We start from the raw sequence: 16,494 nt of genomic DNA, 5'->3' as shown, positions 1-16,494 counted from the left end.
TATCTTATCATTAGTTCCAAACTGGACAGGAAATATCTACAATGTTCCAACTTAAAACTGGGAATTTCAATTATTATCGATTAACTATAAAAAGACCTCGACCCCCAACCAATATTTGGAAATAAGTTGGTCTTCATTTACACTATTTCTCAAAACCTATTGATGGCTTCTTTTATCTTATCTGCCTCAACACACAGGGAAAAACGAATATACCCCTCTCCATTTGAACCGAAAATGGTTCCGGGAGTGATAAAAATATTCTTATCGTAAAGCACCCCGTCAATAAACTTTTCAGAAGACGTGACCCCCTTAGGTAATTTGGCCCATACAAACATCCCTACCGCATTTTTATCATAGGTGCAATCCAGCTTATCGGCCAAAGCGAACATTAGTTGGCGCCGCTCATGATACACCTTATTTAACTCACTGAACCATGATCCACTACTGTTTAGAGCAGCGATGGCCCCCTTTTGAATACCGTAGAACATCCCGGAATCCATATTGCTCTTTACCTTTAAAACGGCATTGATATGCTCACTGTTCCCCAACACCATTCCCACGCGCCAACCTGCCATATTAAAAGTCTTGCTTAACGAATTTAATTCCAAAGCCACCTCCATGGCTCCCTTTATCCCCAAAATACTTATCGGATCATGGTTCAACACAAAACTATAGGGGTTATCATTAACCAATAAAATGTCGTGCTCCTTGGCAAAAGCCACCAACGCTGTCAATTGTTCCCTGCTTGCTGTAGCCCCTGTTGGCATATGCGGATAGCTGGTCCACATTAACTTTACTTTTGTAAGGTCTTGCTTCTTCAATCCTTCCAAATCCGGAAACCAACCATTTTCACCTATCAGATCATAATAGCGTGGCACTGCCCCGACCAAATTGGTTACCGATGTGTAGGTAGGGTACCCTGGATTGGGAATCAACACCTCATCCCCGGGATTCAAAAAGGCAAGACTAACATGCATTATCCCCTCTTTAGACCCCATTAATGGAAGTATTTCGGTTTGTGGGTCTACAATTACACCAAATTTATCCTTATAAAAAGATGCAAATGCCCCCCTTAGTTCGGGCAGGCCCTGATAACTTTGATACTGATGTGCACCATCATGGCTCAAAGCATCTTTAATGGCATCCTGCACCCCAGTGGATGGCTGCAAATCAGGACTTCCAATCCCCATATTTATAATAGGCCTTCCTTCAGCCATTAACCCCCTAACTTCCCTAAGCTTTTTAGAAAAGTAGTATTCTTCAACTGTATTCAATCTATTTGCAACTTTCATAATATTCTGGCATTTTTATATTCTCCCAAAACTTTAAATTCTTCGGCCATAATTTCCAATAGAGCCTTTGCTTTTTCAAAATGTTTGTACTTTTCAAAGGTTACATCCACAAAGAATGAATACTTCCAAGGCATCTCTATTACAGGTAAAGACTGGATCTTGGTAAGGTTCAAGTTGCAATCGCTCATCACGTTTAGTATAGCAGCAAGACTTCCGCGTTTATGGTCTGTTATAAAACGGACAGAGGCCTTGTTTATTTCATTTTCCGGCAGGACAGTGTTTTGGGTCTTAACTATTATAAACCTGGTGGAATTATCCTTTATAGTCTGAATTTCCGAGTGTATAATTTCCAGATCGTACAATTCGGCAGCCACTTTTGGCGCAATTGCGGCTATACCCTTTAGCTGATTTTCCTGGATCCTCTTTGCCGTTTCGGCAGTATCTATATCCTCTACCAATTTTATGTGACCGTAATTCTTAAAAAATTCATTACACTGCAATAATGCCATCGGATGCGAGCGGACCTCCTGAATATCACCTATGGTCTGCCCCCTTAAAGCCATCAGGTTATGATGTATGTTCAAATATTGTTCCCCTATAATATGAAGGTTCTTATTGAATACCAGAGCGTAATTTGGAATGATGGATCCCGCAATGGAATTCTCTATGGCCATTACCCCTTGATCAGCCGTTTTATTGATCAAATGATCTACCAAGATATCGAAGGATGAACATTCCACTAATGTAACATCATCGCCAAAATAATCCTTTGCCACTTGATGATGGTTAGAACCTTTAATGCCTTGTATTGCAATTTTTAATTTCACCCCTTATTAAATTATCTTCGGGTCCGGCAAAGATTTACAGTTAAACTTTATTGTAACTCCTACACCTTTTCGAGAGTTATACCCAAAAAAAAAGTCCTGGTTTTCACAGGACTTTTATCTATATATATATTTCATAATATGCTAGAATAGTCCTTTGCCTCCTTTAAAAAAGAAGTAAAAATAAAAACCATTCCAGAAATATTGCTTTGTCATTTTTCTTGTAAAACTCCGGCTAAATTAATAATTAAATTTACAAATCGGCATTTAAGCTTACATTTTTTTATTTAATTCAGTTTAAAGTAACAAATAATACGGATTAAACCCCTAAGTAGTGGTATTTTTTGAGAATTAAGAATAAGATGCCTAACAAACCAATTTAGTAACACTGAAAATTGGACACCTTTTCCTAATAACAATTAAAATTAGGTTTCACTAATTTGCATTATTTTTGATAAAAAAGTAAACGCATGTCCATCATAGCAAATAACATTACCAAGTTTTTTGGAAAGCAAAAAGCATTGAACAAGGTTTCCTTTACCATTGACAAAGGGGAAATAGTAGGCTTTTTAGGTCCCAACGGTGCAGGGAAATCCACTATGATGAAAATATTGACCACCTACCACACTGCGGATGACGGCCAAGCTATGGTTAATTCATTTGATGTACAAAGTGAGAAGAAAAATGTCCAAAAGAGCATTGGTTACCTACCAGAACACAATCCACTGTATTTGGATATGTATATAAAGGAATATCTGGCGTTTAACGCGGATGTCTACAAAGTAAACAAAAACAGGGTCCATACGGTAATAGAACAAACGGGCCTAACCCCCGAGGCGAACAAAAAGATAGGGCAACTTTCCAAAGGCTATAGACAAAGGGTTGGACTGGCCGCCGCACTTCTTCACGATCCGGAGGTTTTGATCCTTGACGAGCCCACTACGGGGCTAGATCCCAATCAATTATTGGAAATAAGGAAATTGATCCGGGAAATTGGAAAAGAAAAGACCATCTTACTGTCCACCCATATTATGAAAGAGGTAGAGGCTGTCTGTGACAGGGTCTTGATCATAAACAAAGGCACCCTTGTGGCAGATAAAAAACTTTCGGAATTACGCGACGGGCAGGACCAAGTCTTGGTGGTCGAATTCGACTTTAGGGTAGAAGAAGCATTTCTGAATAAATTGCCGCATGTAATTTTGGTTAAAAATATTGGTGGTTTTGTTTACGAGATCACCTTTAACACCTCCAAGGATATGCGCCCTGTGGTGTTCGACTTCGCACATGACAACCAATTAAAAACCTTGCAATTAAGCAGAAAGAACAAGAACCTGGAGAGCCTGTTCAGTGAATTGACCCTATAAATAAAATACTTTATAAGCCTGCAATTTTGACCTATATTTTTTGAATAATAGGATTAAAGGCCTTTGATGCTACCAAGACCTGATCCCCTATCTTAAATTCATCGGCCTCCGTACGATCTGCAACCACCTTAATAATATCATTTCCGATCAGTACAGAAATTACATATAATACATCTTCCCTGTGTATTTTTAATATTTCCCCTGAGAACCTGAATTTAGCACTGGTCTTGTTTAGTCCAAAAAAATCGGCAGCAGCCCCTTTTTTGATTACGCGACCATTTTGAAGTTCAAAGACCTTATCCGATAGTTTTACTATTTCCCCTATATCATGGCTGACCAATATAGTGGTCAACTTAAATTTCTTGTGAACCTGCAAAAGATATTCCTGCAACTTTATCCGCATTTTTAAATCCAATGCCGACAAAGGCTCGTCCAGAATTAAAATTTCAGGTCGTTGTACCAAAGCTCTAGCCAGAGCCACTCGCTGTTTTTGACCTCCAGATAGGGTTTCTGGTTTTCGCTGTTCCAATGGGCCGAGTTCGGCAAATTGCAACAACTCCCCTATGATGGTTTTATCCTGACCTTTCCGAAGGGCATATTCCAAATTTTGACGAACGTTCATATTGGGAAAGAGCGCATAATCCTGAAACACGTACCCCACCTTACGCTGTTGGGGTTTAAGGTCAATATTTTTACAACTGTCAAACCATGTTGTTCCACCCACTTCTATAGTCCCACTATCCGGCTTTAGCAAACCACTTAGCATTCTTAAAGTAGAGGTTTTCCCAGCCCCGGATTCTCCAAATAAGGTAACAAATTGTCCCTTTTCAACTATCAATTGCAAATCCAGGTCCATTTTGCCCCCAGCAGACCCCAACGTTTTTTTAAGGTTTAAATTTATCATTGGCCATAGCGTTTAAAAAATCCCCCGTTGGTTAGATAAACCAGTAGCAGAATTATAAAAGTTACGGAAAACAAAATCAACGAATAGCTATTGGCAGCAGCATAATTAAGCGCTTCCACTTCATCATATATTGCAATAGAAGCCACTTTGGTCTTTCCCGGCATGTTCCCGCCAATCATCAGCACTACCCCAAACTCACCAACCGTATGGGCAAAGGAAAGTACAATACCTGTTAGTAGGGATGGTTTAATATTAGGCAACAAAATTTTTAGCAGTGTAGTTGTATATGATTTTCCCATTGTAAAGGAAGCCTCCTTTAAGGTAGATGGCAGTGAGGAAAGCCCGGCTTGAATTGGCTGGACCATAAACGGCAAGCTATAAATGACCGAAGCCACTACCAGCCCCCCAAAGGAAAATATCAGTCTGATCCCCAACCATTCATCAAGCCAACTACCAAAGGCATTTTCCGGGCTAAAGGCCAACAGCATATAGAACCCCAATACGGTAGGAGGCAGCACCAATGGCATACTTACCAAGGTTTCCAAAACGGGTCTTATTTTGGATTTGGTACTCGACAGCCAACTGGCTATTGGAATAGAGATCACAAATAATATTACCGTGGTAACCACCGCAAGTTTAAAAGTGAGCATTAAAGGTTGCCAATCCATTATGGAGCCAGTATTATCTCGTTCATCTTAACCATGATCATGACGTTCATTTTTTCAGCCAATCCCATCTGACCTGCACTTAAAGTGCTCAATATAGCGATGATTTGGCCTATTTTGGTCTCGATGGTCAATCTACTCAACAAAACACCCTTTTCCACATCTACAATTTTCCCTGCAATCCTATTTTCTATGCTTATGTCCAAATCCTTTTGGGTGGTCACTGCAACCTCCATTTCCTTAAACAGGACCTTGACGCTACGGTCCTTTTTCAAATAAGGGGCAGATTCAGGAGTGTCAAGTAACACGGAAATAAATTCCACATTTCCATCAACCTGAACACTAACAACGGACATGGTTCCATTGGTTTTAACGTCTGTTATATGGCCCGAAAAACTATTCATCCACCAAATATCCAAATTCTTTTAATATCTCCTTGGCCTCATCCGAAAAAAGAAAGTCATAAAAGCCCTGGCTATCTTGTTTATGGTCTTCCTTCCTGTTTACAAGCACTGCTCCTTGATCAATATTGGAGTAGAGCGATGGATTTATTGGAATCCAATTCCCTTTTCCTTTCATTTCTGGCGATAGCACTGTTGATATAGCTGTAAAGCCAATCTGTGCAGCTTGGGAAATAATGAATTGATCGGTCTGCCCAATACTTTCCCCATAAACCAATTTAGGTCCTAAGATTTCACTTAACCCATAATACTGCAACACTTCTTTGGCGGCAACGCCATATGGGGCAGTTTTGGGATTTGCCAAAGCAATATGCTCTATGAGGGGATCGGTTAGCGCGTCAATTGAAACGGGGACATTCCCTGCCATTGACCATAGCACCAATTTTCCCTTGGCATAGACTCTTGGGTTGTTTTTTGCTTTTCCCCCTGCATAAACAGCTTCTGGATATTTCATATTGGCGGCAACAAAAATATCATAAGGAGCACCTTCCATAATCTGTGCGGTCAACTTGCCCGATGACCCAACAATTAATTCGAATTCCACTCCAGCTTTAAGGGTATAGGCCTTTGTTAAAGCCTCCATAGCAGCTTCCATATTGGCCGCAACGGCTATTACAATTTTCCTGGCGTGATTTTCCTGACATCCACCAAATATGATGGCCAACAGCATTAACCCCAGCCAAGGACAAATGAAACCTTTAATTGTTCTTTTGCCGTTGCACATTTTTTGTTGGATAAATTTTAATTGCCAAAGTTGGAAGGGGTCAATATTAATCTAGTTTACCTCCCTTGAAATAAGTTTACGCACACCTATCCAAAACATGTCCAGTGCAGCAGTGGAGTCCGCGGACAGCTCTGATAACAACAATAAATTTCTTTCAAAATTTTTCATTTCCCCGCTCACAGAATTTTCCTTGGTATCCGTAAAATAGGCCATATTCCAGTCACCAAAATTTCTACCGCTATTCTTGCCCTCCCACAATAATGTTACATCGCGGTGTCTTTTGTCCCGTCTTATATCCCGGAACAAGGACTGTATATGGCTTTTTTCACCTTCAATTATTTGAACAAAGGAAAATTTATGAAAAACTAGGCAACCGGTAACACCTATGGCTTTATTACGCTCACGGGAAGTTTCCAGTATACCACTAATAACTTCTTCGCAAATTTCTTGGGTTGCTCTTGAAGAATAAGAAAGTTGGTACATTAGAATTATTTTGGAGCAAAATACAAAAATTATAGTATACTACTGGCTGCTACAAGGCGGTAATAAATGCAATAGATCCCATTTATGCCATAAAGGTCAAATAAGGGCGATTCAATCCGCTATTTGGGCGTACTCTGTCCACGAGCCGTCATAAACCTTATTTTCGTTTTTTAAGCAGATTTCACTTGCCAACAATACGATACAGGCCGTTACACCGGAACCACAACTAAACACCAGTGGACGTCCCTCCATTTGCAAGTCAACAAAAACTTCTTTCAACTCGTTCAGGGATTTATACTTTCCGTCCTCAAGAACGGATACGTAGGGGATATTGATCGAGTTAGGAATATTCCCCCTTCTCAGCTCCTTCCTCGGTTCCGGAACAAGACTGTGATACCGATCAGAAGATCGGACGTCAATGACCAAGGCCGTTTTATTTTTCAGGTTATGCCTAATACCATCATAGTTCACTACCATATCCGGATTAAAATCCGATTTAAAATTGCCTGTATCATAAGGCATTGGAACTACCTCTTCAAAACCATAGCCCATATTCCTCCACTCCGGAAAACCACCGTCCAAAACACTAATATTGTTATGCCCCATAATTTTGAACATCCACCATACCCTAGGGCTTAAATAAATTCCACGATGGTCGTAAACCACTATCTTACTAGAATTATTGATCCCCAATTTCTTACAGGACTTTTCAAAATCTTCCGGACTTGGAAGCATATTGGGAAAAGGGCTATTTTTATCGCTAAAATCGTTTTCAAGATCAAAAATACGAGCACCGGCTATCCTTATCTCTTTTTCTGCAGATGTAGGGTCATAGCGCAAACGGGCATCCAAAATTATAATTTCCGGCATTTCCAAATGTTGGTACAACCAAGTTGCAGATACTAGTCTTCCATTCTTTTCCATATATTTTAATCTCCCGTTATTTTCAAATATGCCATAACGGCCCCATCCCCTTGAAGCGCATTTTTCGGCCTTGGATTTTCCTTAGTAAAAACCATTAATTCCTCTGCAGGTAAAATGGTGACAAAATCTTCCTTATACCCTTCCTTATAAGGAATATTACCAGCGTTTAGATCTAGGTGATGGTCAAAGAAATTGTAGAGGGCCGTTCTTTTATTATAACCGTAATCGTGCCTTTCGGACGGCAAATGAACATTTTCCACTTTGTGTTCGGCATTATATAACGCATATACTTTTTGTATGTAAGGGTACTCAACTCTTGGTGTATTTCTAGTCCAGTCGGCCCCATCGGACACCAATAATAATGGTCTTGGGGCACAAAGTGCAGCGATCTCCACATTATTGGTTTGATGGTCGTCACTTTTGTGAATTGGCATTCCGCTCTCACATACGCATCCCCCAAAAAAGTGGGCAGAAACTTGTACCACTGGGGCTGCTACTTTTATTCGATCATCTATGGCCGTTAGCACAAATGTCTGGGTACCGCCTCCAGAGGCACCTGTCATTCCTACACGTTCCGAATCCACATCGGGCCTTGACAGTAAATATTCCAAGACCCGTTTACTATTCCAAGTCTGCCATAACAGGGCAATTGGCATCTTGTGGTTTACCTGGGTACTTTCCGCATATCCCACCATATCATAGGCAAACACCACGGCTCCCATTCTTGCCAATGTTGCACAACGCCACTGTATGTAATCTGTATATCTCTTGTCCTTCATATGGCCATGCGGACTCAGAATTGCCGCATGCCTACCCTTTTCTTCCAAAGGCCTATACAAGTTGCCCGTAACAAAGAAACCTGGAAAACTCTCAATGGCAATATTTTCTACAATATAACCGTCCATAATCCTACTATTTCCAATAATGGGATTGAAATTGCACTTTATTTTTGGCATTTTGTCCAGTTGCATCCCCTCTATTATACCCTTCTTAATTATCAACGCCCTTTGTTCCCATGATTCCACATCGCTCCACTCCGAGGCAAATCTTTTCATTACAATATTTGCCTCATCCTCGGACCAATATTTCCCTACACACAACATACTGTCCTGACCATAAACCATTGAACCAAAAAAGGTAATTACAATAAAACTGAATATTTTTTTCATTTATTTCAAAAGTTAATAGTTCCTGCTATTGGTTATATACACTCCGACAATCTATCAGAAAGAGTTCCGATCCTATCGTGTCACCAAAAAAAGCTCTTGTTAAGGATATTTCCCAATCTATCCCGATAACTAAAATACTGTTTTTCCGCCATTGTTTTCACTATTTTGTATCAAGTTCAATTAAAGCCATCCCCAACTTCTATATGTCCCTAGGTTAAGGGGAAGAATTTTTAGCCCACCCATGTATATAATTATTTCCACTATGGCCTATTCCTGTATTTTTATATTGTTGAAACTTTTTTTTTGGTAAATTGTGGAACAACAACCAAAAACCTTCCAATGTTTAAAAACCAAATTGCCACCAAAACCTTAATTATTATTATAACCTTGGGCTCTCTTACCTCTTGCAGGGAAAAACTTAAAAACAATATTAATTATCCAACACTTTCAGAACAGGAAAAAAGAAATCCAGAGAACGCCTTGGCCTCCATGGAGATAGCGGAGGGGTTAAACCTTGGGTTATTTGCTTCGGAACCCATGGTCACAAACCCAACCAATATGGCTATAGATGCCAAAGGTAGGATATGGGTGTGCGAAGCTCGGAATTATAGGTTGTTCGCCAACCCGGACAACAACTATGACGATAAGGGAGATCGAATCTTAATTCTAGAAGACACCAATGGAGATGGTATAGCGGACACTTCCAAAGTTTTCTACCAAGGCGAGGACATCAATGCCGCCCTGGGCATAGCCGTGCTGGGAAACAAGATCATAATCTCCGTAAGTCCCAAGGTTTTTGTTTTTACCGACACCAATGGTGACGATCTCCCTGATTCCAAAGAAATCCTATTCCAAGGTATTGAAGGTGTAGACCATGACCATGGGGTACATGCTTTTGTTTTTGGACCTGATGGTAGACTCTATTTCAACTTCGGCAACAATGGAAAACAATTATTGGACAGAAACGGAGAGGCCATTATGGACATGCACGGCCAAAAAATAGTGGCCGATGGCAAGCCATACCGGGAAGGGATGGCATTTAGAATGAACATGGACGGAACCAACCTGGAAGTCCTTGGCCATAATTTCAGAAACCCTTATGAAATTGCTATAGACTCTTACGGAGGTTTATGGCAATCCGATAATGACGATGACGGGAATCGGGGAACACGGATAAACTATGTTATGGAATATGGCAATTATGGATATAAGGATTTATTAACCGGTGCAAGCTGGCGGGAAAGAAGAACTGGATGGGATAACGATATTCCCAAAAGGCATTGGCATTTGAACGATCCGGGAACCGTCCCCAATTTGCTACAGACCGGATCGGGATCTCCATGCGGCATGCTTGTTTATGAAGACAAAATGTTACCGCAAAAATTCCAAAATCGACCCATACATGCCGAGCCCGGCCACAATGTAGTCCGGGCCTACATTATTAACGAATCGGAGGCAGGTTATACCGCAAAAATTGAAAATTTGGTAAAAAGCAAAGACAATTGGTTTAGACCGGACGACCTTAGCATTGCCCCGGATGGCTCCCTTTTTATTTCCGACTGGTATGATGGTGGTGTAGGTGGACATAAGGCGGAGGACATTGCACGGGGAAGAATTTACAGACTTTCCACTACACCGGAATATAACACCGTTGCCATAGACCCCAAGACTGAAGATGGAGCTCTTAAAGGGGTCCTCTCCGGAAACATGGACCTTTTTTATCAATCTTGGCAAAAGTTGCATTCCTTGGGCGAGGCCGCCCAACCCCTATTAGCGAAGTTAATGGCCCAGGGAGATATAGCCAAGGCACGGGCATTATGGATTGGGTTGCATATTCCGTCCAAAAGCAACGACTATATAACAAAGGCCCTGAAAGATGAAGATCCCAAAATTAGAATGCAGGGCATCCGGATGGCCAGGTTTAAAGGCAAGGAAAGTCTGGAGAAATACCTATCCCTTTTAACAAATGACAAATCGCCCCAAGTTAGAAGGGAAATGGCCATTGCACTGAGGTTTATAGGTACTGAGGCTGCTGCCGCACAATGGGCCAATTTGGCGGTTCAACATACCGCAGGTGATCGATGGTATTTGGAAGCCTTGGGAATCGGGGCAGATAAATTCCCCGAGCCTTATTTTAAGGCCTGGAAGAACAAGGTTGGAAAAAACTGGCTAAGTGAAGCAGGAAAAGAAATAGTCTGGCGTGTTCGGGCCAAGGAATCGGCTCCCATGTTGGTGTCCCTTATCAAGGACCAGGCTATGCCACCTAACCAATTGGCTTCCTATTTTAGGGCGCTCGATTTTAAAGATCACCCCAGCAAAAACCATTACCTAATGGAGATGCTTACTTGGAACCACCCCCTCAAAAACCAAATTCAAGCATACGCTATAGGGCAAATGGATGCCAAGTTTGTAAATAGCTCCCCAAAACATATTAAAATGGTCAAAGAAGTACTTCCCAAGATTGAAGGAACACCAGAATGGATCATGGCAATCAAGAACCTGGGGTTAACGAACCAGAATGACGCCCTGTTTCGGGTATTGGCCAAAGGCACCAACACAGATATAGGCAAGGAGGCCGCCAACATTTTGCTCAATAACAACGGGGCCACTTTGATCAACACCTTCCTATTTTCCCAAGAACCGGAATCATCCAAGATTGCCGTATTGGAAAGGCTAAGTGGAATATCCGATTCAACTGTAATTAGACTGCTAAAGGAAAATGTTATCTCCCATAAATTAGGTCATGCCCTGACCAGGAAAATGATTGAGACCCTGGGGAATACCGGATCCGGGCAGGAAGAACTGTACCAAATGCTGGAGGACGATACATTGGCAGAAGAGTACAAAACTACCGCTGTACTAAAACTTATGGGCAGTTGGAACGATGAGATTAGAACCAACGCCCCTAAATTTCTGTCCACAGAAGGCGATGGAGCATTGGACATTGCCAAATTGGTAGAACGTAGTGGCAATGCCACCCACGGCAAGGAAGTTTACGCCACCTATTGCAGTTCCTGTCATTTGGCTGCAGGTTCGGGTATTGAATTTGGACCGGAATTATCGGATATAGGCAATAAACTTTCGAAACAATTCTTATACTCCAATATTATATATCCCAGTGCCGGAATCAATTTTGGATTTGAGGGCTACTCGTTCAAGATGAAAGAAGGCAAGACCTATACGGGATACATCTTAAGCAGGACAGAGGATGAAATAACCATAAAGATGATGGGAGGCACCCAAAAAACCTTGGAATTACAGGATATCACCGAACAGCAGGCCTTGGAACAATCCTTGATGACACAAGGCTTGGCCAATATAATGCCAGAGGAGGACTTGGTAGATCTGGTGGCATATTTAGAGACCCTAAAGGTAGCGGGGGAAGGACAATAGATCTCTTTCCATACCTCATCATGGCCAGTAGATGGCCGTAAGAATACCGCTTATGGTATAGCTTAACGCATCCCCACCATTTTTTGGCACATAAACCCACTTAACACATAAGGGCAACCACTTGTATAAATGAAAAAAGCCATGCGTTTGCATGGCTTTTTAAACAGTTTATTGTTGGATTAGAAACCTAATTGCTTCTTAACATCTGGCAAAATATCCTTCCCTTTGGCTACGATAAGTCCACCACCTTGTGTAGCATCCATTACGTAATCAATTCCTTGGGCGGCTGCAACAGTTTCTATAGCTTTCTTGGCCTTTTCAGTGATAGGGCCTAAAAGCTCAGCTTGTTTCTTTTGTAATTCTTGCTGGGCAGTCTGTTGTGCCTCACCAATGTTCTTTTCAAAACCTTGAAGTTCCAAAGCTCTTTTCTGATTCTCCTCTTCAGACTTTGAAGATGACTCATTTGAATATTGGGTATATTTATTCTTTAGTTCGGTCATTGAACTTTCAATATCCGCCCTATAGGTTTCCTGTAATTTCTTTAGTTCCGCATCAGCTGCTTTCATCTCCGGCATTTCAGACAACAATTTTTGTACATCTATATGTGCAATTTTCGCCTGTGCGTTAACAAAACTTGTAGCTGCTACTAACAAAACGATGGCTACTGCTATTTTCTTAATTTGTTTCATGATTCTAATTAATGTTTGAGTGTTAATTTAAAGATTTAGTTATATAAATGTAATTTTGGTTTAAGCTTAATTTTATATTATTTATTGTCCTTTGAGCTATCCGCATCTTCCGAGTCCTTTTTTCCACTTCTTTCCTCTAATTCCTTTTTTCTTTTGGCTTCTCTTTCTTCCAATAACTTTTTCCTTCTTTCTTCGTATGCCTTTTTACGTTCTTCGCGAATCCTAAGCTGTTCTGCCCTATTTTCCTCCGCTGTTTTGGTCCTCGCCTCTTCCGCCTGTTTTGCCCTTTCCTGACGCTCTAAAATAGCATCACTTATGTTTTCTTCGGTTTCCTCCCCTTCAAATTCCTCAAAACTACTTCTTGCCCCTTGTTTTTTGTTGGGAGCACTTATCTTTCTAGTCCTTGATATTCCCCTTAAAACAAGATCGCTAATATCGTGTCTTTTCTCGGAATACAACATTACAACATCTGCCGATTTATCAAAAATAAAATCATATTTTTTATTTGCTCCGATTTTCTGCACTTCATTAAAAACCTGATCTTGAATTGGTTGTATCAATCTTCTTTTCTGAAGCACCAGATCTCCTTCCGGACCAAACCTATCCTGCTGATAATCAAACATCTCCTTTTCCAAGATTTGGATCTCTTCCTGTCTCTCGGAAATCAATTCCTCTGTTAATAGCACTTTCTCTGCCATTAAATCCTTCTTCATCTGGTCAATTATCCCCTTTTCCTTATCCAGCTCCAATTTCCACTTCTGCACTTTGGCCGCCAATTGTTCGTTGGCCTCCCTGTATTCCTCTACATTCTCCAGGATATATTCCATATCCACGTAACCTATCCTAATTGACCTTTGCGCCGAAATTGTAGCAACAAACATAGTTGCCGTTAGAAACAAAAGTACTTTTGATTTAATTCCCATGCTATCTTCTTTTTATACTATAGAAAATATCGTGCCAAAATAACTAAATATTTTAGAATGAACCATTTAACATATAAAACAATTGCAAATTTCTATATATTAAAACTGTTGTCCAATGATGAAGTGGGTTTGCCAACCGCTAGGTCCAGTTGAATTAGGGTTATAATCCTGATCAAATCCATATCCAAAATCAATTCCCAATAGTCCAAAAGCTGGCATAAAAATACGCAGACCCACTCCGGCAGATCTTTTTAACTCAAACGGATTAAAGTCTTGAAAATTGTTGAAGGCGTTCCCTGCCTCTAAAAATACCTGCCCATAAATGGAAGCAGACGGTTTCAGTGTTAAGGGATATCTAAGCTCCAAGGAATATTTATTGTACACAACTCCACCATCCTGTACTTGACCACCGCTTAATGGACTTGTACTATAAGGTGTTAAGGATTGATTCTCATAACCCCTCAAGGAAATAACGTCCCTACCATCCAATGTATAGGAACCCATACCGTCTCCCCCAACATAAAATCTTTCGAAAGGAACCTTTCCTACATCTTCGTTATAACTTCCCAAAAATCCAAATTCGGCATTGGTCCTCAAAACCAATTTATCTACCAAGGTAGTATACCAATCCCCTTTAAAGTTGACCTTGTAGAATTCCAACCACCTAAAGCGTTCCTGATCTATGCGCTCTATTTCTTCATTGTCCAACTCTTCAATGGCAACCTCCTGATCTTCATTGAGCTGCTTATAGTCTATATTATTGAACAAAGAAAAAGGAGGGGTAAATTTGGCCGTAATGGCAAAATTAGAGCCCGATCTTGGATAAATACGTCCACCACCTGTAGCATCCCTTGAAATCCCCAGGGTATATGCAATGGAGTTGGACTTACCATTCCCGAAATTGAAAAGCCCTAAATTGTAATCCTGAAAATTGTACAACTGATATCCCAAAGAGTGGGATATGGTAAAGAAATCATCTGGCCATTGTACCCTTTTAGCCAAGCCTGCCGAAATTCCGGTGATGGAAAACTGCTTGCTTTTATCAGGTTTGTTACTAACATAAGGGTTATAATAAAACTGCTGGGTCCTGGAAAGGGACATATTGAACCTTACCGGTTTTTTACCTCCCAACCACGGCTCGGAGAAATTTAAACTATACACCCTGTAGGTTCTACTGGCCTGCAAACGCAGGGCAAAGGTTTGCCCATCTCCCATTGGAACCGGTTTATAGGCTTCCCCTTTAAATAAATTCTTCATGGAGAAATTGCTAAAAGACAGTCCCAGTGTACCAATGAAACCACCTCCGCCATATCCACCTTGGAGTTCGATCTGGCTAGAGCCAGCTTCCACCAGGTTATAGGCAATATCAACAGTTCCCGCATTGGGATCTGGGTTTTGGATATCCGGCTTTATCTGTTCCGCATCAAAGAACCCCAATTGTCCCAATTCCCTGATACTTCTAATGATGTCCGATTTATTATAGCGCTGCCCTGGTCTTGTACGTAACTCCCTAAAAATAACGTGGTCATTGGTCTTGTCATTCCCAACTACGGTAACATGGTCCAGAAACGTCTCCTTACCTTCAATTATTCTAATTTCAAAGTTGATGGTATCATTCTCTGCAGATATCTCCACAGGGTTGATACTGGAGAATAAGTAACCGTTATTTTGATACAAATTGGTAAGGTCTTCCGCATCTGGCTTGGAGTCGTCCGCGATACGCTTGCGCAATAATACCCCATTATAGGTATCCCCCTTTTTAACTCCCAGGACCTGTGCTAGTTGCCGGTCTGTATAAATGGTATTTCCAACGAAATCTATATCGCCAAAGTAATACTTGTTCCCCTCCTCAACCTTGATCTTCAAATCGATGAGATCATCGGAGACTTTTACAAAGGTATCCGAAATAATACGGGCATCCCTAAAACCCTTTTCGGCATACTTGTCCACTAGGGAAACCAAATCATTTTTGTAATCCTCCTGTATATATTTCGACTTCTTCCAGAAACGGTAGAATTTTCTTTTCTTGGTCTTTTTCAAAGCCTTGGCAAGCTTTTTACTGGACAACTGCTCGTTTCCTTCAAAAATAATATCGTTGATCTTAACCTTATCGCCTTTTTTAACATTGATGACCATCGCCTGAGTATTGCCATCTACAGTATCCTTTGCAGTGGCAATGGAAACCTTGGCATTAAGATATCCTTTCTTTTTGTATTTGTTCTGGATATAGTTCTTGGAATTGGCGATTAAACTTTCGGTTATCTTTTTACCTTTTTTTAGGTCGGTATCCTTTAAAATTTCCTCTATCTTTCTTTTCTTAACCCCGTAAACGGTTACATTGGAAAGAGTTGGCCTTTCAAGTATATTTAATTCAAGAAAAACATTTTCCCCTTCAATATTGGTTATATAGAAACTTATATCCGTAAAGAGTTCCAATCCCCATAATTTATTGATTACGGCACTTATTTCATCCCCTGGAACCGTAATGGCCTGCCCTATCCTCAAACCGGTATAGGTCTTTACCGTCTGTTCATTGTAACTTTGTAATCCAGTAACTTCCAATCCTCCTAGAATATACCTCTTACCATCTTCATAGGAAGTATCCTGTGCCGAGATAACTTTGGTAAAAATTAAGAATGAAAGTGTAATAAAAAGTTCAAGGGACATAAACCTTTTCAT

At 40.7% G+C, this 16,494-nt stretch carries 14 protein-coding genes; 2 read left to right on the top strand and 12 right to left on the bottom strand.

What is annotated here, in order from left to right; all coding sequences use genetic code 11:
• Positions 1-149: 149 nt before the first annotated feature.
• Both C7972_RS07495 and C7972_RS07490 read right to left on the bottom strand, forming a co-directional pair.
• Complete coding sequence (locus C7972_RS07495; RefSeq protein WP_110355604.1) at positions 150-1,295, bottom strand: pyridoxal phosphate-dependent aminotransferase; 1,146 nt, start codon at positions 1,293-1,295, stop codon at positions 150-152.
• Positions 1,289-2,119: a prephenate dehydratase gene (locus C7972_RS07490; protein WP_110355603.1), complete on the bottom strand. Its 831-nt coding sequence runs from the start codon at positions 2,117-2,119 to the stop codon at positions 1,289-1,291. The genes C7972_RS07495 and C7972_RS07490 overlap by 7 nt, the downstream gene beginning before the upstream one ends.
• Before the next feature lie 467 nt (positions 2,120-2,586).
• On the opposite strand from C7972_RS07490, the gene gldA reads away from it, so the two are divergent.
• Entirely contained in the window at positions 2,587-3,480 is an 894-nt protein-coding gene (gene gldA, locus C7972_RS07485; protein WP_110355602.1) for a gliding motility-associated ABC transporter ATP-binding subunit GldA, read from the top strand.
• A gap of 31 nt (positions 3,481-3,511) precedes the next feature.
• Here gldA and C7972_RS07480 read toward each other — a convergent pair whose 3' ends face one another.
• The 7 genes from C7972_RS07480 to C7972_RS07450 all read right to left on the bottom strand — a co-directional run bounded on the left by C7972_RS07480 (position 3,512) and on the right by C7972_RS07450 (position 8,810).
• Positions 3,512-4,384: an ABC transporter ATP-binding protein gene (locus C7972_RS07480; RefSeq protein WP_110355601.1), complete on the bottom strand. Its 873-nt coding sequence runs from the start codon at positions 4,382-4,384 to the stop codon at positions 3,512-3,514.
• A complete protein-coding gene (modB, locus tag C7972_RS07475; protein ID WP_110355600.1) occupies positions 4,381-5,052 on the bottom strand; it encodes a molybdate ABC transporter permease subunit in 672 nt (223 codons plus the stop codon). The genes C7972_RS07480 and modB overlap by 4 nt, the downstream gene beginning before the upstream one ends.
• The gene (locus C7972_RS07470) at positions 5,052-5,453 is read right to left on the bottom strand and encodes a molybdopterin-binding protein (protein ID WP_110355599.1); all 402 of its coding nucleotides are present in this window, start codon (positions 5,451-5,453) and stop codon (positions 5,052-5,054) included. Before C7972_RS07470 ends, modB begins: the two co-directional genes overlap by 1 nt.
• A complete protein-coding gene (gene modA, locus C7972_RS07465; RefSeq protein WP_110355598.1) occupies positions 5,446-6,234 on the bottom strand; it encodes a molybdate ABC transporter substrate-binding protein in 789 nt (262 codons plus the stop codon). Before modA ends, C7972_RS07470 begins: the two co-directional genes overlap by 8 nt.
• A gap of 51 nt (positions 6,235-6,285) precedes the next feature.
• Positions 6,286-6,717: a BLUF domain-containing protein gene (locus tag C7972_RS07460; RefSeq protein ID WP_110355597.1), complete on the bottom strand. Its 432-nt coding sequence runs from the start codon at positions 6,715-6,717 to the stop codon at positions 6,286-6,288.
• Positions 6,718-6,828: 111 nt separating this feature from the next.
• Positions 6,829-7,641 (bottom strand): sulfurtransferase, encoded by an 813-nt coding sequence (locus tag C7972_RS07455; protein WP_110355596.1) that lies wholly within the window; start codon positions 7,639-7,641, stop codon positions 6,829-6,831.
• 5 nt (positions 7,642-7,646) lie between these two features.
• Positions 7,647-8,810, bottom strand: a complete 1,164-nt coding sequence (locus C7972_RS07450) for a S9 family peptidase (RefSeq protein ID WP_110355595.1) — start codon at positions 8,808-8,810, stop codon at positions 7,647-7,649.
• Positions 8,811-9,149: 339 nt separating this feature from the next.
• Between C7972_RS07450 and C7972_RS07445 the strand changes: the two genes are divergently transcribed.
• The gene (locus C7972_RS07445; protein WP_110355594.1) at positions 9,150-12,203 is read left to right on the top strand and encodes a PVC-type heme-binding CxxCH protein; all 3,054 of its coding nucleotides are present in this window, start codon (positions 9,150-9,152) and stop codon (positions 12,201-12,203) included.
• A 179-nt stretch (positions 12,204-12,382) separates the two neighbouring features.
• On the opposite strand, the gene C7972_RS07440 is transcribed toward C7972_RS07445, so the two are convergent.
• The 3 genes from C7972_RS07440 to C7972_RS07430 form a co-directional block, all read right to left on the bottom strand.
• Complete coding sequence (locus C7972_RS07440; protein WP_110355593.1) at positions 12,383-12,892, bottom strand: OmpH family outer membrane protein; 510 nt, start codon at positions 12,890-12,892, stop codon at positions 12,383-12,385.
• Positions 12,893-12,969: 77 nt separating this feature from the next.
• Positions 12,970-13,809, bottom strand: coding sequence for an OmpH family outer membrane protein (locus C7972_RS07435; protein ID WP_375334783.1), 840 nt, complete (start codon positions 13,807-13,809; stop codon positions 12,970-12,972).
• Positions 13,810-13,914: 105 nt separating this feature from the next.
• Positions 13,915-16,494 (bottom strand): outer membrane protein assembly factor, encoded by a 2,580-nt coding sequence (locus tag C7972_RS07430; RefSeq protein ID WP_110355591.1) that lies wholly within the window; start codon positions 16,492-16,494, stop codon positions 13,915-13,917.

The organism is Arenibacter sp. ARW7G5Y1, from assembly GCF_003201775.1.
Taxonomy (GTDB): Bacteria; Bacteroidota; Bacteroidia; order Flavobacteriales; family Flavobacteriaceae; genus Arenibacter.
Note: the sequence above shows the minus strand (reverse complement) of the source record. Positions and strands in the feature narration are given on the sequence as shown.